General features: G+C 55.9%; 15 protein-coding genes and 1 pseudogene. 4 read left to right on the top strand and 12 right to left on the bottom strand.

Annotated elements, in window-relative coordinates:
- Positions 1-7: 7 nt before the first annotated feature.
- The gene (locus tag ABMV07_RS11480; protein WP_196981514.1) at positions 8-787 is read left to right on the top strand and encodes a pantoate--beta-alanine ligase; all 780 of its coding nucleotides are present in this window, start codon (positions 8-10) and stop codon (positions 785-787) included.
- Here the strand turns inward: ABMV07_RS11480 and ABMV07_RS11475 are convergent.
- The 4 genes and pseudogenes from ABMV07_RS11475 to ABMV07_RS11460 form a co-directional block, all read right to left on the bottom strand.
- Positions 784-2,076 carry a dicarboxylate/amino acid:cation symporter gene (locus ABMV07_RS11475; RefSeq protein ID WP_088266313.1) on the bottom strand — a complete coding sequence of 431 codons (1,293 nt, stop codon included), beginning with the start codon at positions 2,074-2,076 and terminating at the stop codon, positions 784-786. The two genes, ABMV07_RS11480 and ABMV07_RS11475, sit on opposite strands and share 4 nt — an antisense overlap.
- 49 nt (positions 2,077-2,125) lie before the next feature.
- The gene (locus ABMV07_RS11470) at positions 2,126-2,323 is read right to left on the bottom strand and encodes a hypothetical protein (protein ID WP_014308699.1); all 198 of its coding nucleotides are present in this window, start codon (positions 2,321-2,323) and stop codon (positions 2,126-2,128) included.
- Entirely contained in the window at positions 2,323-3,291 is a 969-nt protein-coding gene (locus ABMV07_RS11465; RefSeq protein WP_088266314.1) for an SPFH domain-containing protein, read from the bottom strand. The genes ABMV07_RS11470 and ABMV07_RS11465 overlap by 1 nt, the downstream gene beginning before the upstream one ends.
- A 283-nt stretch (positions 3,292-3,574) precedes the next feature.
- Positions 3,575-4,763: pseudogene (locus ABMV07_RS11460) on the bottom strand (IS110 family transposase); the annotation flags it as partial.
- A gap of 433 nt (positions 4,764-5,196) precedes the next feature.
- Between ABMV07_RS11460 and ABMV07_RS11455 the strand changes: the two are divergent.
- Positions 5,197-6,120, top strand: coding sequence for an ABC transporter ATP-binding protein (locus ABMV07_RS11455; RefSeq protein ID WP_088266315.1), 924 nt, complete (start codon positions 5,197-5,199; stop codon positions 6,118-6,120).
- Positions 6,117-6,875 (top strand): ABC transporter permease, encoded by a 759-nt coding sequence (locus ABMV07_RS11450; RefSeq protein ID WP_088266316.1) that lies wholly within the window; start codon positions 6,117-6,119, stop codon positions 6,873-6,875. Before ABMV07_RS11455 ends, ABMV07_RS11450 begins: the two co-directional genes overlap by 4 nt.
- Positions 6,876-6,894: 19 nt before the next feature.
- Here ABMV07_RS11450 and ABMV07_RS11445 read toward each other — a convergent pair whose 3' ends face one another.
- The 8 genes from ABMV07_RS11445 to ABMV07_RS11410 all read right to left on the bottom strand — a co-directional run bounded on the left by ABMV07_RS11445 (position 6,895) and on the right by ABMV07_RS11410 (position 17,999).
- Positions 6,895-8,346, bottom strand: a complete 1,452-nt coding sequence (locus ABMV07_RS11445; protein ID WP_088266326.1) for a YcaO-like family protein — start codon at positions 8,344-8,346, stop codon at positions 6,895-6,897.
- 74 nt (positions 8,347-8,420) lie between these two features.
- Positions 8,421-8,591 (bottom strand): thiazolylpeptide-type bacteriocin, encoded by a 171-nt coding sequence (locus ABMV07_RS11440; protein ID WP_097784552.1) that lies wholly within the window; start codon positions 8,589-8,591, stop codon positions 8,421-8,423.
- 38 nt (positions 8,592-8,629) lie between these two features.
- A complete protein-coding gene (locus tag ABMV07_RS11435) occupies positions 8,630-9,607 on the bottom strand; it encodes a hypothetical protein (RefSeq protein ID WP_088266317.1) in 978 nt (325 codons plus the stop codon).
- Positions 9,604-10,617, bottom strand: coding sequence for a lantibiotic dehydratase C-terminal domain-containing protein (locus ABMV07_RS11430; protein ID WP_196977122.1), 1,014 nt, complete (start codon positions 10,615-10,617; stop codon positions 9,604-9,606). Before ABMV07_RS11430 ends, ABMV07_RS11435 begins: the two co-directional genes overlap by 4 nt.
- On the bottom strand, positions 10,617-13,217 hold the full coding sequence (locus ABMV07_RS11425; RefSeq protein ID WP_197691870.1) for a lantibiotic dehydratase: 2,601 nt from the start codon (positions 13,215-13,217) through the stop codon (positions 10,617-10,619). The genes ABMV07_RS11430 and ABMV07_RS11425 overlap by 1 nt, the downstream gene beginning before the upstream one ends.
- On the bottom strand, positions 13,214-14,698 hold the full coding sequence (locus ABMV07_RS11420) for a nitroreductase family protein (protein WP_197689525.1): 1,485 nt from the start codon (positions 14,696-14,698) through the stop codon (positions 13,214-13,216). The genes ABMV07_RS11425 and ABMV07_RS11420 overlap by 4 nt, the downstream gene beginning before the upstream one ends.
- Positions 14,699-14,733: 35 nt before the next feature.
- Complete coding sequence (locus ABMV07_RS11415; RefSeq protein ID WP_197689526.1) at positions 14,734-16,284, bottom strand: YcaO-like family protein; 1,551 nt, start codon at positions 16,282-16,284, stop codon at positions 14,734-14,736.
- Entirely contained in the window at positions 16,281-17,999 is a 1,719-nt protein-coding gene (locus tag ABMV07_RS11410; protein ID WP_197690084.1) for a hypothetical protein, read from the bottom strand. The genes ABMV07_RS11415 and ABMV07_RS11410 overlap by 4 nt, the downstream gene beginning before the upstream one ends.
- 523 nt (positions 18,000-18,522) lie before the next feature.
- Here ABMV07_RS11410 and lysS point away from each other — a divergent pair.
- Positions 18,523-20,085, top strand: coding sequence for a lysine--tRNA ligase (gene lysS / locus ABMV07_RS11405; protein ID WP_088266323.1), 1,563 nt, complete (start codon positions 18,523-18,525; stop codon positions 20,083-20,085).
- Positions 20,086-20,104 lie beyond the last annotated feature (19 nt).

Below are 20,104 nucleotides of genomic sequence, written 5' to 3'. Positions count from 1 at the left end.
ACAACGAGTGTTTGATTACCGTGCTGCCACACTTTTCAACGCAGCAAAAATCGCCATGGTGGCACGCGCCTTTAAAAAACAAGGAAAACCCGTCGTATTCGTCCCACTCGGCAGCGGAGTACATGCCGGACACCGCGCATTGCTGCGCGCCGCACGACGAATCCCCGGTGGCATTGTGATCGTAGCCAGCCAGTACAATGATCCCGCCTTTGCGGAAGAAGACGTTGATGCAGTGTTCTTGTACGAGCCGGAAGAACTGCGCACCCTTATTCAGGTGCCGAGCATCGGGATGCAGCCAGCCCAAGAACTCTCGGAGGCAGTCACCCGTCGAATCGCCTTAACTAACCTCGTTGGTCCCAGCGATGTGATCTTTGGTGAAAAAGACTACGAGCTACTGGTCCGCACCCAACAAGCGCTCAATGATCTCAACATCCACGTCACTGTGCACTCCGTACCTACTGTGCGTATGCCGGACGGAATCGCCATTTCTTTGCGCAACGCCACCGTTCCTGAACAAGATCGCGAACACGCACTAGCGCTATCGGCAGCCATGACCGCCGGAGCGCACGCGGCAGAAGATGGCAAAGAAGCCGTGCTGCGTGTTACCCATCAAGTGTTGGAATCTGCTGGTGTGACCCCTGATTATGTGGAACTTCGTGCCATGAATCTTGGTGAAGCGCCAAAAACCGGCGACGCTAGGTTATTTGTAGCCGCAACCTTTGGGGATGTGCAGCTAACAGATAACGCCGGCGTGCCGGTGGGAGTGGGATTTAAAAACCTCGACTAGGAGGCGGTGATAAGCGCTTCGGCGTCCTCGCGGGAGGCGTCGAAAAGCGTGCGATCCAAGATCTTTTCCTGACGGGCCACGAGCGCTGGAACCAATGCTTGGCCGGTGACGTTGACCGCGGTACGGCCCATGTCGATGATCGGCTCGATAGCAAGCAGCAGGCCGACGCCCTCAAGTGGCAGACCCAAAGTAGACAGCGTCAAGGTGAGCATCACGGTAGCGCCCGTGGTGCCAGCCGTTGCTGTGGAGCCCAAGACTGAGACGATAACGATGAGGATGTAATCGGTAAACGTCAGTGGCATGCCGTAGAACTGAGACACGAAGATCGCCGCCACCGCAGGGTAGACCGCTGCGCAACCGTCCATCTTGGTGGTAGCGCCCAGTGGCACCGCAAAGGATGCGTAGTGCTTGGGCACGCCGATTGCTTCAGCGGTCTGCTCCGTTACGGGCATAACACCCATCGAGGAGCGAGTGACAAAGCCCAAGGAGAATACTGGCCAAACGCGCTTGTAAAACTGTGTCACGCTCAGTCCGTGGAACTTTAGTACCAGCGGGTAAATAACAACAACCACGATGGCGAGGCCCACATAAATCGTGAGCACGAATTTGCCCAGTGCGCCCATGGCTTCGAAACCATAGGTGGCTACTGCTTTACCGATCAAGGCTGCGGTGCCAATGGGGGCGAGCCTAATGATCCACCACAACACCTTCTGGATGATCTCCAAGAAGGAGCGGTTGAAGTTGATAAAAGGCTCGGCTTTTTCACCGACTTTGACTGCCGCGATGCCGAGCGCGATGGCGATCACGAGTATTTGCAGCACGTTGAAGCTCAGCGAGGTGGTGGCTGCGCCATCGACGATTTTGGTGGTGGACTGTAAACCTAAAATGTTGGAGGGCACGATGCCTTCGATAAATGCCCACCACGAGCCGACTGACGACGGCGCCTTGGCCGTGTCTTGGAGGCCCGTTGTTTGACCTGGCTTGAAGATAAGGCCGACCGCAATGCCCGCTAGCACGGAGAAGAACGCGGTGATGGCGAACCAGATCAGGGTTTTTACTGCTAATCGGGCGGCGTTGGTGACTTGCCGCAGGTTGGCAATGGACGTAATAACAGCGGTGACCACCAGTGGGGGGATCAACACTTTAAGGAGGGTGACGTAATCACTGCCGATGGTGGTCAGCGTGGCAGTAAGCCAGTTGCCTTCTGGCATTTTGTTGGCGATGAGCCCTAAAACTACGCCTGCGATGAGGCCGTAGATGACCTGAGCTCCGAAGCTATTCCATTTCATAAATAGACACAGTAGTACAAGATGGTCTGTTTTTAAAAGACCGATTGGTCTATTTGTGCTTTTTTGCAGGTCGACCGGGTTTTGAGATCTCGCCAACATTCTTGGGTAGGCGTCCGGCGCGACGTAATTGTTCACGTAACATCATTTCGATTTGAGAATTTACGCTACGTGTTTCGTCCTGCGCCCACCGCGAAATCGCATCGGCCACAGCAGGGTCGATGCGAAGCGGAATATTTTTGCGGGGCATTAGGTATAAAGGCTGCCTGTGTTGAGAACAGGTTGGGCATTGTTGTCGGAACACAATACTACGAGTAGATTCGATACCATCGCAGCGCGGCGTTCTGGATCAAGGTCAACGATCTCACGAGACTCCAGTTGCTCCAAAGCGCTTTCCACCATAGATACGGCACCTTCAACGATCGTCTCGCGGGCATCAACAATTGCGCCGGCCTGCTGACGCTGCAGCATGGACTGCGCGATCTCTGGGGCGTAGGAGAGGTTGGAAATGCGGGCTTCGATGATTTCAAGTCCGGCGACGGCAACGCGAGCGGCTACTTCGTCGGCAAGCTCTTGGGATACCAGCTCGGTGGAGCCGGATAGAGACGGTGCTTTGGCGGTGCCACCGTCATAAGGGTGAGTGGTGGCAACGTGGCGCAGTGCCGATTCGGACTGGGAGTGGATGAACTCCTCCATGTCTTCGACCGCGAAGGTTGCCTGAGCGGTGTCTGCCACTTGCCAGACGATGATCGCGCCAATGTTGACAGGATTGCCGTTGAGATCGTTGACCTTGATCTCGTTTGTTTCGAAGTTGCGCACTCGTACCGACACCTTGGTAGTTGTGCTCAGTGGTGGCACTACAGAAAGACCGGTGATGCGAGAGGTGCCCAAGTAGCGGCCAAAAAGTTGCACAACGCGAGTGTGTCCAGGGGAGGTCACGCGCACCATGCTGAGGGCTACAACGGCAAAGGGGTTAAGGATAATGCCTACTATCAGCATCGCGATCAATGCCGGTGAGGCGGGTCCTGCTGTGGAATCCATTTTCTTGGTCGCCACGATGATCATGGTGATAGCAGCGATGAAAACGGCGCTGCCCAGCGTGAGAATGCCAAGTGCTAAGCCCGTGCCACCAGTCCATGGCTGTTTTTCGGTGATGTGGACGCGGGTGCCTTCATGTCCAACGGGTTGTGTGTTGGTGGTGGGGGACTGGGTAGGCATGGTGGGGGTGTGATCCTTTCAGGGTGGGGCCGATGGGAGGGGTGTGTTAAAACCTGATATCACTTTAATTTAAGTGATATCACTTTTTCAAGGGGTGGCGATGTGTGTGCTGGAGGAGGGGTGTTCCTATATAGGTTGTCAACTCCGTGGGTGAGGTTGTTGGGGGTGGGAAGGGTTTCTGCTTCACGCTGCGGATGTTGTTTTCGGGCATGCTGAAGGGCCGATTGGGCTTCCTGCACAATCGGCTTCGGGTTTTGGAGTGGTTAGGCTGCTGTGGCCTCCTGGGCTGTGGGGTGTCTCGGTAGAGTTCTCCGCTGCGCATCATGGCGAATAAGACGTTGAGGCGTCGGCGTGCGAGCGCGACGACTGCGGCGTTGTGTCTTTTGCCTTCGTTGCGTTTTCGTTCATAGAATTGCCGGGAACGCTCGTGGAATCTAATCGATGCACAAGACGATTGCCATAGGGCGTTCTTCAATTTTTTGTTGCCGGCTCGGTTGGGTGAATTCGACATGACGGATGTTCCCGACTGATTCGTCCGTGGCGATAGGCCTACATAGGAAGCTAGGTGCGCTGCATTAGGAAAGTCGGACATATCGCCGACAGTCATGAGGATCTGTGCGGCGCTACGCGGGCCGATACCGGGCATGGACAAGAGAATCTCGGTCTGAGGAATGTCCTGGATAAGCTCGAGTACTTGGGCTTCAATTTCTTTGCGGTGTTCCAGTTTGGCTAGTGCATCTTTGGCGGACATTGCTACGCCAAGTTCGGCGTATTCTGCACCGGCGATGGATACCGTCTGGCTGTGGATGGCAGCAAGCATGGCATCGATAACTGGCTCAGGATTACGCGCTCTGTGACCACGTGCGAAGGCTGCCAGCCGTGCTTTGCCGACGCGTCGAATCTTGGTGGGGCCACCGTATTTCGCAAGTAGGTGGAGGATCCACTTGCGGTGAATCATCTGTCCATGCAGGACATGTTCGAATGCGGGGTGGGTTCCTACGAGTGTGGATCGCATCTGGTTGGTTAGGCGTGTGTAAGGCTCGGGCGAGGTCTTCGTCGATTCCGTTGAGGACTTTCAGTTGGAGGAAGACGTCCTCAACGCGGTCAACACTACGCAGGGCATCCGGAAGGTTGAGGCCGGCATGGGCGATGACGTAGGCGTCGCGTACATCGGTTTTGGAGTTGCCGACGTGGATGCGTGAAAGCTGCCGCATGGCAAGTCCGGGGAGGTAGTGAACGTCGGCGCCGATTGTTTGGGCGACTGTGACGGTTAGCCTGCCGATGTTGTTGGGCTGATCGACGACGACAAGGACTTCTGCGTCATTGGTGAGGAATTTGCCGAAGTGCTTGCGTAGCGAGCCTTCGTGCTGGTTGATGCGTTGGGATAGGACTTGTCTGCTTTGGGGATCGAGGACGCAGGCGTGGTGGAAGTATTTGCCGACGTCCATGCCCATGACGAAGTCATAGGTCATGAGTTGGTGTCTCCTAGCGATGAGTAGGGAGTTGAATAGATGAGGTTCATCGCTGGGGTGGTCGGACATACTTGCGTTGGCATCCACATTACTGTGAGATCTCGTGCCACTTGGGCTGGGTCAGGTTCCTATTGAGCTGTTTGAGTATGTCACTGTCTTCGGCGGCATCACCCCCGGATCATTTTTTAACAGGGACAGGAATAAGCCATACCGAAGTCAGCGACTAGTTCCACTGTCTTTTCGGGCGGCGGGAACGGGCATAAACATAGTTCGCCCACTCGGGTGGACAGGCTATGAATCTTCGGTGCCTTGGGGTGGAACTGCTAACAACGTAATGGCTTGGGATAAGGGCTTCTAACCTCTCGATGGTTACTCATTATTTTAAGCGATATATACCCTTTTCATTGGCTAACTAATCGGCTAACATAAATTTATGAGTACGCCAGTAATTCAAGTCTCCGAACTTACCAAGTCGTTCTACCGGCACGGTCAACGTGGGCTTGTTGCCGTTGATCGGGTGTCGTTTAGCGTCCCACAGGGCCAGATTGTTGCTTTTTTGGGTCCAAACGGTGCTGGAAAATCCACAACGATCGACATGATTTTGGGGCTTAGCTCGCCTGATTCTGGTCAGGTGAAAGTACTTGGTGAGCCTCCGCACAAAGCCGCATGCTCTGGCAAGTGCCAGGCAGTGCTTCAGTCTGGTGGGTTGCTTCCCGACTTCACAGTGCGGGAAACTATTCAGGCAGTTGCCGCCGCACATGGAGCGCGTGGGCGGGTAAAAGAGGTGATTAAGCGTTGGGATCTGTCTAGTTTTGCTCGCAGAAAAGTAGAGAAATGCTCTGGGGGGCAGCAACAGCGATTGCGTTTTGCGTTGGCCATGCTCCCAGATCCGCAAGTGCTTATCTTGGATGAGCCCACTGCCGGATTGGACGTTGAGGCACGTCGGAAGTTTTGGCGCATCATGCGCGAAGAAGCGGATGCTGGCCGCACGATTATTTTTGCTACGCATTACATCGAAGAGGCGGATGATTTCGCGGAGCGCGTCATCTTTATCAGCGAAGGAAAAATCGTCGCTGATGGCCCCATCGAAAAAATTAGGGCGTCAGTTCGAGGTGCAACCGTTAGCGCTGTTATTCCGGGTGCTTCCACGAAAGAGCTCGCTGGCCTGCCTGGGGTTAAGACCGTAAGCATTAACGGTGATCGAATCACACTGGACACTACGCAGCCAGACGACGTTGCGCGATACCTCCTTAATCGCACATCTGCTTATGACTTGTTGGTTTCAACGACATCGCTTGAAGACGCTTTTATTGAGCTGACTCATTCACGCGATGCTAAGGCAAAGGACGCAGTATGAATATTCGGTTTGGTCTCATAGACGTCAAGCGCATCGTGCGTAATCCGGCGAACTTGGTATTCGCAATCTTGCTGCCAGCGGGAATGTACATCCTTTTTGGTGCTATCCAAAGTTATGCGGAGATCAAGCTGGGGCACGGCAATGTAAGCGCGACAGTGATGGCATCGATGGCTGCCTATGGTTCTGTCACCGTGGCGACGAGCCTTGCTGCCGCTTCGGCGCTGGAGCAGGAAAAAGGCTGGGGACGCCAGTTGGCGATGACCCCTCTCGTTGGCGGGAAATACATTGCTACCAAGGTATTTACGGTTTTGGTGGTTTCCCTTGCCCCAGTCATCGTGGTGTACACCATCGGCGCTTTGACGACGGCCCAGATAGAAGGCGATCTTCGGTGGGCTTTGGCGTTCTTAGCGTCATGGCTTACGGCGGTACCTTTTGCGCTCTTTGGGCTGGGAATCGCACTGCTTATTCGCGGTGAGGCTGCCTTGTCCATTGCCTCTTTTGGCGTACTGATCTGCGCATTTTTGTCCAACATGTTCATTCCGCTCAGCGGATTTTTGCTCTCCATGTCACGTTTCATGCCGCTCTACGGGGTAAATAAACTAGCGCGTTTTCCTATATCTGGCGCAGAAGAGGCCACTGCGAATGGGACGTTAGCCTCTGTTCCCCTGTGGTGGGCCGTAGCGAATATCACCGCGTGGGCTGTTGTGTTTGCGCTACTAGCCTTCGCGGCGTCGAAACGCCAGCAAAAACGATAAAGGTAGTGCCTCGGAGCGGTTACGCAAAGGGGTGGCACGTCGTTTCTAATGGGTTTATGATGCCACCGGTTGCTTGGCTGCAAAGCTGGGCGGGTCGCTCCATAAACTGTGCTCGTTGGCGGTCCCAACCAAAGTCGATAGGGACGAGGCCTGGGACGACCACGGTCACGGCTGTGAGGCCATATTCCTGGACCTCGGCCAGCGTGGTGTTTATGCGGATGGGGTCAAAGCCGGCGTCGATAAGCGCTGCGAGAGCAGACGGGGTAACTGAGTCTTCAGCCCTGCTGCACCGACGCGGTGGTTGATCTGTGCCGAGTAGCCTGTCGATGGGGATTGTCCACTCTGGGAGCGACACCTGATTAGCGTGGTCAAGGACAGAACGAATATGTTCCGGCACAGCTGACCCGGCACTGCGAACGCGCTTCCGCTCGGGGTAAAAAGCCCAGGCTTCGTTGAGGGCTGCGACGGCTGCAGCACTGAGCGAATCGCGGCAGGCCGATCCTAAAGACACTGCCGCGCCGTCGTCGACGCAGGCGATAACCACGGGGAATCCGAGATCGGTATAGGCCCGGGTGAGTCGGATCCGAAGCCTCAGTATCCGTGCACGGCAGAGTAGCGGGCCGAGTTCGGCAATAGAGCTGGGGAGGATGGGCTGGGTAGGAATCGATCGCGCCCACGTGGACATGATGGCATCGCGTTCGATGAGCTCAAGGCATGCCGCATGGGTGGCATCGGCCAGTGAAACTCCAATGGCTGAGCCAGAGGAATTGCCCACGGCCCAACGACGCGCTGGAACGTCTCCGTAATAAACGCATTCAACGGGCAGAAACACAGAATCGTGCGTGCGAAGATTGCGTCCCTCCACCCACATGTGTGGCTCATCAGGCGACCATGGAACCAAGCCGCTATTGAGGGCGAGCATGTCCGCCCCGAATCCTAGCTGCGTAGGGGACACAGCTTTTCCTGAAAAGCTGGTCGCTGGCCCCACAGTCACTCTTCCCCTGGAATGAGCACAGCACAATCTCTCCAGGCCTTCTAGGGCTGCAATGTTTCGACTGTGGTGTAGCGACTCTGTCTGTCCTGACCACGTGAGATCAAGATTGCAGAGGGCGGTTCTTATGCGGGTAGTCCCGGAAAAGGGAACGGACGTAGTCCAACCGCGATCTAAGTGACCAGGGCCTAGAATCCCCACGGTGGGATCGAGGACAGAAGTGACGATCCCATCAAGAGCCTCCAGTGGAAGCCTATACGGCTTTGAATTTTCAGCAGGTACGGGACGAGGAATTTTCACGACCTGACCCGTGAGTACATGGATTGCCCACGATGAATCGTCTGATAGTTCGGTTGCCACGTCACAAAGGTTTTTTAAAGCATGCGTGGTAGCAAAGCCGGCCGTCCGACGGTGGTCGACTTCGCGTGGCGGAGGCGTGTCTGCAAGGGCAGTAAACGCTAGTGAAGAAGCACTGATCATGATGCAAGCAGAACCGGAGCACAACGGGGAAGCCGCTGTGCTCCGGCAGCTTCCTTAGAGAAGAAAGCTTGGAGCTAGGAGGAAGACGTGGAAATGCAGGAGGAGGAAGAGGTAGTGGACGAACACATGGTGAAGAATGCGGTGTCATCAGCATCGACGTAGTCGTTTACCTCAAGACCCTCGACCTCCATTGCGAGCAAATCCAGGTTGAGACCGGACATAGCGTCTCTGTGCATGCTTGTCATGATGTTGTGCCCCTTTCATGGGAAGACGTACGGTTGGACTACTGATATGGACTACCAAGGAAAACTATAAAGAATAGCACTATGATTGCCCATAACATTATGGTACCCAGATAAAGTGAAATGTAAATAACAATTATGGTAACGATTTGCTGGTGAAATATCTCAGAACGTAGTTGTTTTCTCCGTGCAAAATTCCATGCAAATTTTGGTAAATTATTGGTTCTGGATATCGTCTCCAAAATCTTGGTTCCGTCTGAATGTGGAACAGGAATAAGGGAGCCAACAAAGGTGAGAAATAAGATTCTGGGGAGCCATGCGGCGCCGTCGGGAAGCACCCCCTCGTGGTAGAGGACCACAGCAAGGCCCGTAAAGATCAGCGTGGTCGCGGGCCCGACCGCAAGCACTGCGACTCTCCCGGCGCGGGAGGACACCGCCAATATTCCAGGTAGCTGCAGGCTGAGGAACCGGCGGGGAAAAGAAGCAGCGGAAAAAGCTGTCGGTTTGATTCCTGTTAGCAGGAAAAATGCGATGCCGTGAGCGCATTCGTGGGCGATGATAGTGATGATGACGCCGGCGAGAATCGTGAAAAAACCTGTGAGGTCAGGCGCGCTATGCGTTTGGGTAAAAGCGGAGCCCGCAGACAGGAGCAGGGCCGTCGATGCCGCCGCAAGTGCCATGACTAAGGTGACAAAAGAAACGAACCACACTCCACGGGGCCGTCCCAACACGCCTACGGGATGGGAAGACGCGCCGGTATCCGGGGCCGCAGTAAGCAGTCCCCGGTGTTCCATTGCACGTACGGCTTGAGCAACTTGCGGAATGGCAAGCATTCTCATGTCGACGCTATCCCCATTATCGCGTTGCCGGAAGAGATCCAGCAGCATCCAAGCCTGTGGGCCTAGCTCGCTGAGCTCACCCTGTGGATTACGCGCTACTGCGAAACTTCGATCAGGACTGTGGATAATCGGACCCAATGCCGCGCCGGGAGCAAACCGAAGATCGTGGATGCTGGTCATAATGTCTCCTGATATAACGCGTGCAGTAAATAAGCTAAATAGGCCTCATCCGAGATATTGACGGACATTCTGTTGTTGGTCATATGGACATAGGAGCGCAGAAGAAAAATGGAGTTCTCTTTCCACGTGTGGCCAGCCTCTGCCGCAGAATCACCAAAATCAAGCTCGTGAGAGGCATGTGCCGCATGGAGTTTCTCCACTGCAGACGTCATGCGTTGAGTAAAAGTGGCATAGGGTTCGGGAAGACTTGAACCGTCTGGGGCGTGGCGCAAGGCCGCACGAAATGGCGTGGCTGCACGTGAGAGCGCCTGAGCCTCGGTGGCGATTTTGTGCTGTGCCGTGGGCGAGGTGTAGCTGGTGGGCATAGAAAAAGACGAGGTCCAACCTGCGTGATAGCTTTCCCAAAAACGTCCTATGGATGCGTTGGAAGCCAAAACTGTATGCGCAGTGCAGATCATTCCTAGCGCAGCCGCGGCTAGTCGTGAGGTACGTGCTTCTAAAACGCCAGAGTGTAAAAGCTTCTCGACGAACAACGTCGAGGTTTGAAAAACATCTTGGCTAAGTGACATCCCTATCCGTCCGCCGTAGCGGTCATATTCACGCTCGTAGTAGCGTTCTCGGATGCAGTTATCTGGCTGTAGACGGGGCAGACCATCCTGATCGATATAGTCGGAGAACCTGGACATGGGGTACTCGTGTTCAAAGAGGCGCCGATAACCTTCGGGATTGCGCAGGGACAGCTGGGGCGCGCTGGAAGGATGGGAGTCAATCCACGGTTGGATAGCCTGATGCGCTGCGCATACGACGCGCTCGCGATCTGCCGGATTGCAAAGCTCTAGCCTTAAGCGGACGTGTGCGCCCTCCAACCAGTAATTCATATGGAAAAATCGTTTTACCAGTCCTTCTGCAACGCATGTATGAGCAAAAGGCAGCAGGCAGTCGCGGAGCAAGAGAGAAGGGTCTTCTCCATAAAAAATATGAAAAGCGAGCCAGGGGTCGGTTGTACGCATTAGATACCCTCCTTCAACGAGCGCGTTCCTGTTACTATGTATTCCTGTGCTACACCGGACCCGCCGGCGTGGGGAAAGAATTCCTCAATCACAAACCCGTAGTGAGCGTTGCGCAATGCGCGTATGAGGTTGGTGATCGTTCCCATGATTTGGGAGTTATAAAACTGTCCTTTACCCACAACGCCGTGGGCATCGAATGTTCGCAGAACTCCGCACTCGGGTAGGTCGTGATGTCGGGCAATGCTGCGCCACCACACCAGTGCCTCTTCTAGGAGACACGGAATATCCATAGAGGTGCTTGAGGCGGGAAAAATCCAGCTTTCTCGCGCAAGAACAACATCTCCTAGGAGTAGACGAGCCTGATGCACTATCTCTGAACTCGTGCGCGGGAAAAAGTCCAAGGAACAATGCATGGGTGGCGCTAGGAGCATGAGGGCTTGCGTAGATAATGGCAGTCCCCGGTCAGTGATGTATCCCATGTATGCGGGGAGGAGTTCGGTGCCGTGGGCGTCGAAAAGCTGCAAGCGTCCGCTGGATGCGCAGTAGGCCAACTGCGTGTCTGCGAGTCGAATATCAGACGACCGTGTGGTTTTTCGAGGATGCCCTGGGATGAGAAGAGCGGTTGGGTAGGTGGCCGGATGTGCGTTGAGGTTGGAGACCACTTTTCCGGCTGTCAACTCGACAAGCGTCACCCCAGCGTCAGACGCATAATCCGATAATTCGGACCATGCGCGTGCTGCGGAATCCGGCATCGCATGCGCGAACCGAGACCACGGGAAGCCTGGGCCGCCGAGCGTCCGGTTAATCACGACTTTGGCCTCGTCGCCTTGCTGAACGTATGCGTTTAAAGATCGAAGCGGATACCTACGAGACTCCACAAGTGGACGATAGTTGGTGAGGAGATTCCGTATATCCACGGGACCAGCGGCGTTGTTTCTTAACTCGGTTACGTGTGCCAGGAAGTGGCGCCGCGCCCGAATCCATTCCCATGCCTTACCCAGTGGCAACGATGCAGTGGACTTCAGGTCATTTTCATCAACTGCCTCAATATCAACCTGCCGCAGCGGTGTGAGGACCTCGGAGACAAAACTATTGACCACCGCCGGAACATCGTGGCAGATTTCCCCACGGGGGAATTTTGCGGACACAAACTCCTCAAACAACGCGCGTTCTGCCTGCCGCACATCAAGCAGATCGACTAGGTCTGCGAGAGCTTCCCAGTCAAGGGCTGTGCACGAATCCGCGATGGAGGAGGGAATCGTCGATTCTTTCCCGACCCCATCCTCATACACATGGGTATGGAACACCGGCATGCTGGGATCGACGAGTCGCCGGAGGCTATCCAGGTGGTGCGCGAGATCTAGGATCTGAGTGTGCCTGCGGTCAAAGTCGCTTATCGACGCCACCGCGTTGCATTCCTCCGTGATGCGGGCAATGAGACGCGCAGCAGATACGGCCTTGTCCGACCCACGTGCCAAGTGCGTAACTATCGGCTGTTCAGATACCGCTGTGGACGGGGATAAATCGAGAGTGGGAACAACTAAGGCCGAAATTCGGATGGCATCGAGAACAATGCACTTTGTTTGTGCCTTGCTTAAACCTGTACGCGCCGAGAGCTCTGCGGCCAGCTGCTCACACGTGTATTCGTGGTTTTGGGGAGCACTTGTGGCTATGGCCATGACCTTTCCAAATAGTCCATTGGAATCGACCACTCGGCGTTCCTCCCGGTAAACGGCCAAGTCCCGGTCGCCGACGTGCCCTAGATATTCGACAGAACACCGAGGCAGTACGCAGTGACCATGCTCTGATAACGCGTCAGGATTAACCAGAACCGGAAGTGTGGCAATAAAACCAAAGTCCTTCTTCATAGCAGAGAAAATCTGAGCCATGGCGTAGACGTTCCAACGCGCAATAGTGTGCACAGATGTTGGGGCAAGAGTCTCATCCGAGTGTAGGCTGGCGTGGGACAACTGAGACGGCGCGATTGCGCACAGGGCGGAAAACGGTACTGACCGGGTGGCGCTGCGGATCACGTATCCCAGCGCGGTGCGGTGGGCACGAGCTAGCTGCTTGGCAGACATCGCACAATCTGTGCTCAGTTTCCGGATGGCTTTTGCCGCTGGGACTGATGCAGCCAGTACTGCTGAATCGACTCCCCGGTCACGGGCGATCTTCCCGAGGCACTCGCGCTCTCTTTTCTTGGAACTTATGAGTACCTTGTGCAGCTGCTCTGAGGACAGCACGTTTTCGGCGGCAGTGATCACCGTATCTGCGGCAGTTGTTACGCCAGCAGGCAACCGCACACCAGTGGATGTAGCTTTAGTCAGCAGGGCACGAACTTTGCGCACGTCATGATGATGTGCAGCTCGCTTGAGATCGAGTAGAGCCCGACGCAACACTGTGTTTGTGCACCCCGCGACGTTCTGATGGGCCGCAGAACCAAGGGCATCAAGGGCCGCGTTTACGCGGAGTCGCTGGTCCAGATCGGCAGTAAGTAGTGCGTCGGTGGGGGCGTCGCAAAGCTGGCGTAACGCCTCATACGGCACACTGCAGCTGCGAACCAGGGCTTCATTAAGAAGTTTCCATGAAGTAGTTGTCATAGTAACGAGTTCCTCCATCGTGCATGAGGCCGATCCACACCCACAAGAATGTTGAGGATCGGGACGAGGTTATCTGCTAAACCGAGGTAGTCGCGCTGGTACTGAGCATCAAACCCCAACACAGCGCCCACAGAGACCCGTTCCTGTGCCGCAACAGCATAGACAGCGTGACAAAAGGCCCCGACCTCAGCACATGCCCACCGATAACCAGAGGCGCCGTAAGTAGTGGTTACCCGCTGCAAATCTGCGCACAGCACTAAGACGGCTGAGCTGCGCAGGGGGTCGTAGTTTTTCAGGAGATAGGTGTTGCGCAATAACTCGGGAAGCTGTGGACACGGGCGCGCAGGAGTCGACGCAGGATATGTCTCACTATCCGCTATAAGAGAATGTGCTAAGCCCGTGACGTTGACACACAGCGCGGCTGCTTGGATACCCAAGAAATAATCAGTTTCAGGAGGGGTTCCCAGGAGTGAAGCGGCCGTGGCACGCCCGCGTTGCACCATGCGAGTAAGCACACCCACGTCGATTGGAGCTCCGGAATAGCGCCCAAAAGAGCTGGAGCCTCGCTTGATTATTGCTGGTGGCGGGGCGGCGATTCTTTCCGTAGAAAAAGGCGCACGCATACTCTGCATTTCTCGGAGCCGCTGTTTTTGCAAAGCCACAGTGGTGGGAAAGCGTACGGGCATCGTTCCCGAGTGCGCGAGTCGAGCAGCAGTCTGGAGAACGGCTGATGGCGCGCCAGCGGTAACAGTGTCTGAAGGGGAGCCGTTAGGCAGCGTGATCGTGCAATATATGGCCTCGTCGAGGGGATCACTACCAAGGAATTCGGAGAGAGCAAGCTCGTCGGGTGACCAGTCGATCGCCACCGGCCCAACAGCTGCATCCAGTTGGGAGACTAACGCCGCGACAACGATCCCTACATCCACGGAGGTCGCTTGATACGCAAAGTCACCGTACTTAAACGCTGAACGCCAAAACTCCACGGTAACCAGCAGGGTCTCACCGGCAGAACGCGAGCGTTCGCCTCGTGGGGAATTAGCCCTCAACTGCTGCCATTGGCAGGTTATGGGGTTGAATAAGTACAGTCCAGCGGGCAGGTGGCTATTTCCGGGGCTGTATCTGTAGACGTTCACCGGATATAAGCCTCCGCCTGAGGCTGTATTCCGAGACCACTGAAAAGATTGCGCCTCAGATCGGGTCCTTGTCGGCGAGTTGCAGTCGACTTCTGCGCGCAGATGAGTTCTGATCAGAGAATCCTCCAGCGCTTGCGCAATAGCGATGTCCGTGGGGGACATGGCGTGTGTATGAAGCTGGAAACGAGGGGCGTCTGGAACAATTTTTGCGGGATAGGGTTGATGGTTCCAAAAGGGACCTTGAGCAGGGAAGACCATGCCATGTTCTTTGCGCTCCAGAATGAGCTGCGTGTATTCGGTCGCAGCGTTATCCGTTGTGGCCCAAAAATCTGCAGTATGGCGATCCATAGGACTCACCACCTTTCAGCGAAGCATGAGGAATATTAAGGCAGCGGGTGCGGAACAAGATTGAGACGGGGAGGTGAGCTGGGAGGGGCTAGGCCCAAAGCGCGAAAACATGTCATCTGTTGCCTCAACCTAGGCATATGCAATGCCCTAGTCAGCTGTCCGATATATTCCAGCGGCAAGAGACCAGGGACAATAACCTTGACAGCTGAAAGCCCCACCATTTGGTGATAACTCTGGGTGAAGTCGACAACATAGCCGTAAAAGCCATGTGCTTTGAGACGCTCGACTAGCTCAACGAGAGACAAGCGAGGGCACCCCGGGATGTCGGAGACACGGAGCAGCTCTTTACGGGGCAGGAGGAGGAAAGCGGCGGCGTCGATAAGCTCGGAAACGGCAACGCTGAGGCGATGAGCTGCCCCGGAACCGTCCGCACGCACTGCGGCAGCGTCTGACAACCGTGTACTAGCAAGCAAACGCGACTGCGGATAATCCGCCATGACCTCCCGTAGAGCTTTGCGTACTGCGACATAGGGATCGGGTGCGGCGGCTGCCCCAACACAGAGGAAAGTGCGCTCAGTATCCGTGCATACCGCAATAACAGCAGGAACTCCTACACTCAGCGGGCAGTAAAACGCGCGGATAACCAGCCCTTGCCTGCGAAGATGCCGCAGCATTGCCTGGTAAGTGCGATCATTGATCGAGTCAACATCGATCTCTGGGACGGTCATGGAACCATGCCATACGGCCAGGACAGCGTCACGTTCAATGACCTCTACTAACCCAGACATCACCGCGTCCTCCCATGTGCGCCCCACCGCGGCGCCGCTGGAGGAATCGAAGCAAAAACGAGCTTGTGCGTCAGACCAGAAAAACGCCATATCCGTGGGGACTGCCCATGCGGTTTCATCTCCCAGGCGAATAGCGCGTGTCCAATTGCGGCAGTGATCGTAAGAACGGTTCCACCGTTCGTTGTCCACCCCAAAATCAGTGGCAGGGACGTGGGGAATATGCGTATCGACGCCTCCCGCTCCCTCATTCCCACATGCGGATGCGCGCTCGACGGCCTCACAAAGAGCCAGCTTTCGGCTCTCAGCAATGGTCGGCGCCTGACCACTCCAATGGAATGCTGGTCGAGACCCCACAGTAGGCATGGTTCCACGGGAAACCACCATTCCAGGACGGCGAATCTCCGTGATCGGCCCCGTCCCACACGGTGCTAACACAGGCCCTGTGAGATCGGAAACCTCTGCGTTAGCAGCACAATCGTGGTGCTCAGGGCAGCACGGGCTTGGCGGAATAAATACCGTAGAACTGGAGAGGCACTGCGCATCAGTAGCTGCTAGTCTCCAATCTCCCAAGGGGCGCTCGACGTAGCGCACACGCTCAGACAGCCAACGTCTGATGAAGCCGGGTACTCTAGCAGCCTTAACCCAGTCCGCAGCCTCTTCCGTGCGATCCACCCATGCGCTAAGGCAGACCCTGCACACCTCGGAGGGGACTGCTATCCACTGCTCATGACGCGGAGGCAGGGCGTGCGCTGGGAAACTGCGCGCCGGGCAGTACAGGTAGGCGACGCGCGTAGTCATGAGACAAGAGGCCGATGAACGGCTGGGTCGACGGTAGGCGGGGAAGCAGGTATCCACGTGCGTGGGTGCAACGCCACGGCAGTGAGCCCGGCGGCAGAGAGACGGGGATCTGTTAAAAGCTCAGTCACCGGTTCCTCTGCAAGGCAGCGCATGCTGGATTCTCTTAAGGCTAACGCCGGAAGTGCATGCGACCAGCCGTCGTGCGGCGGACAGTGCTTGTCCGCATGCAGTTGTGCAAGCGCGAGGTGGCCGTAGGCGGCTGATACCGCGGCTTGTTCTGCCGCGTCTCCTGCCGCCACGACGCTAAGAATCGGATTGTCACATTGAACAACGACTACTGAATGGCCCCACAGAGGCGTGAGCTCTAAGAACGTAGACGTGGCTGCGCCATAGAGTTCCTGAGCATCTCGTACGCAGGATGTGGGCTCAGAGCCTGCATGAAACGGAACGACCTCCGAGATGCCCTGCGTTGCAGAGTGAAAAGACCAATAAGCGGCTGCACGCGGGAGAGCGCGTTCCATGGCTTCTTCTTGGGAACTTCCCACGGCAGCCGGTGTGGGAAGCCCAGTGGGCTGCATTAAAGGGGCGTCCAGTATAGTCCGTGCTGACTGTTGGGAGAGAAGGACGCGGGTAGTGGCTTCCTCAACTGCGCGTTCACGTGCAGCCTCCAGAGTGTCTAGCGCCCAACCGGTGACAACCCAACGCCGTTGATCGGGGCCGGCCACGGACACTTGCGATAGCCGCAAGGGCATCTGAGTTATATCGTCGTCAAGGAAGCGCGGCGTGAAGCCCAGAAGCGGATCAACCAGAGAAAACAGGGGAGAATCGCCATTATCGTGCTGCTGCTGTCCTAGCTGGTGTTGGGTCACCTCACCGGTGGAAAGGTCGATGCGAACTAGCGCTTGCGTGAGCGTTGCTGGCATGACACCAGAGACAATCTTGAAAGCCTCAAAGGACGCGACGATTCCAGCCATGCGGATAAGAGCTTCTGGAACCTCAGCGGTTTCTTTCTCATTGGATAAAGACTCCAACACATGCGTCGCAGCCACTGCCTCGGCCGCGACATCTGATGCGATGACCAATCCGTTGCCAATTCTGCGGACGGTGATGGTGGCGGCGTCGCTGAGTTCGCGCCAGCTCAGAGAGAGCAGGGGGTGGAGGTGCGACGTATCCGGAGAAAGCGCTGCACAACGCACTGTTGCACAGCCGTTTTCTTCCAAACTTGCTTTGATTAGATGAGCGCTTTCCGGGTGGTTGCAGCAGATAGTAAAAGGCGTGTGGCTAATCTTCTCCAGAACAGCAATGGGAGTGGGCGTGTAGTTTGCGAGGAGCCTCAAGATCCCGTCCCAGGGGCCGCCCCACTGGTATGCGGCAACAGAAGGGTTTTCCGGGGTCAGCCGTGTGAGCATCCCATGCCGGTATAACTCGGATTCGAATAGCTTGACGGTCTGAGCACCGGCAGCGCCCAGGTGTTGGAGAGCATCTGCGAAGAGTACGTTGCCTTCAAAAAGGGGTGTTGCGGCACGGAAAGCTTTGTATGCGCCGGGGCCGTCGATAGAAAATCGACGAAAGTCATCGTGAAACTCCACGCCCGTGGGTGTCTCCGAGAACATCACATTACTGTGCAGGAACGGTTTCCATCCCTGAGCTGCTGTGGAATTCTCAGTCTCTGGCAAGCCGGCGGGACGTGGGGAATTCTGTACGATACGGGTCATACGATCACCATTCCTTTGGGGAGCAATCTCACACAAACCTTCAACTCATCGTCGGATTTCTAGAGCACAAAGGGCTTTTCGACGGGAACTAGCGTGCCGATAAGCGGGGTGGTGGCTCGGGGATGATCCGAAGAAGAATCAAAAATTTATTGGCAAAAGTTTACCGCAAAATATGGCTTAGGATCGGAAAAGTCATTAAAAAGATAGATATTTATCAGAAACTGCTGGTGATGGGCGGAGGAGCTTGAGTGCGCTAGCGGGCGATTCGTCCCGCAGCATAAAAGGTTCACAACATCAAGAGCCCGCAGTCTATTCGGAGAGCTTCTGTGGATAGCTTGCGACTAGAAGCAGAGTTGTCCACAGAAAGACAGTCTGCACGGTGAGAGGGATATTCGTGTGGGGGAAAGGTGTGCAAGATGTGGGGGGTGGACAGGTTATGAATCTTCGGTGCCTTGGGGTGGAACTGCTAATAACGTAATGGGCTATTGGTGGGTGGGCAGGAAGTGCACTACCCTGATGTAGCGTGAGTAACGCTAAAAACACCCAAGACGTACCTGAGCAGCTCCGCATTCGTCGCGAGAAGCGCCAGAAGCTTATCGACGCCGGCGTGGAGCCGTATCCAGTCATCGTTGACCGCACCCACTCGATCACCGAGCTGCGCGAGAAGTTTGCAGCTGTGCCAGAGGGTGAAAAGGGCGACAAGCCAGGCGTTACCTACCTCGAACCTGGCGAGGATTCCGGCGTAGAGGTTGCCATCACCGGCCGCGTCCTGTTTATCCGCAACACCGGCAAGCTGTGCTTCGCTGCTCTCCAAGAGGGCAACGGCGAATATATGCAGGCTATGTTGTCCTTGGCTGAGGTTGGCGAGGAGTCACTTGCTTCGTGGAAGGCCGATGTTGACCTAGGCGACATCGTTTCCATCCGCGGCACCGTAGTCGCCTCCAAGCGCGGCGAGCTTTCTGTGATGGTCAACTCGTGGCACATGGCGTCGAAATCGCTACGCCCACTGCCTGTGGCCTTCGCTGACATGAGCGAGGACATGCGTATCCGCCACCGTTACACCGACTTGATTATGCGCGAGCAGGCTCGTACCAACGCCATGACTCGTATTAAGGTCATGCGCGCTTTGCGTCACTACTTGGAGGGTCAGAACTTCATGGAGGTTGAAACCCCCATGTTGCAGACCCTGCACGGCGGTGCGGCGGCACGCCCGTTTGTTACGCACTCCAACGCTCTTGATATCGACCTCTACCTGCGTATCGCGCCAGAGCTTTACCTCAAGCGCTGCGTGGTTGGTGGTATCGAGCGTGTATTCGAGGTCAACCGCAACTTCCGTAACGAGGGCGTGGACTCCTCGCACTCCCCAGAGTTCGCCATGCTGGAAACCTACCAAGCGTGGGGTACCTACGATGACGGCGCAAAGATGATCCAAGAGCTCATCCAGTCCGTCGCAATGGAAGTCTTTGGTTCCACCACTGTCACGCTTGTCGACGGCACCGAGTACGACCTCGGCGGCGAATGGAAGACCATCGAGATGTACCCATCGCTCAACGAGGCGTTGGTACGCAAGTTCCCAGGCCAGCCAGAGGTCACCATCGACTCCACCGTAGATGAACTCAAGGCAATCGCCGCTGTTATTGGCCTTGATGTTCCAGCCAAGGGCGGTTGGGGCCACGGCAAGTTGGTCGAAGAGATCTGGGAGCACCTGTGCGAGGACCAGCTCTACGGCCCAATCTTCGTTCGTGACTTCCCAGTAGAAACCTCGCCGCTGACCCGCCAGCACCGCTCCAAACCAGGTGTTACCGAGAAGTGGGACCTCTACGTGCGCGGTTTCGAGCTAGCAACCGGCTACTCGGAGCTTGTCGACCCCGTCATCCAGCGCGAGCGCTTCGTGGACCAAGCTCGTCTTGCCGCAGGCGGCGACGATGAGGCTATGGTCTTGGACGAGGACTTCCTCGCAGCTATGGAGCAGGGTATGCCACCAACGGCAGGCTGTGGCATGGGCATTGACCGCCTCCTGATGGCCCTGACCGGCCTCGGTATTCGCGAGACGGTACTGTTCCCAATCGTGAAGCCTGAGCGCTAAAAGGCTCTTCTGGTTTTAG

The organism is Corynebacterium belfantii (assembly GCF_041898185.1).
In the GTDB taxonomy this organism is placed as follows: Bacteria; Actinomycetota; Actinomycetes; order Mycobacteriales; family Mycobacteriaceae; genus Corynebacterium; species Corynebacterium belfantii.
This window is presented reverse-complemented; position numbering and strand designations above follow the sequence as displayed.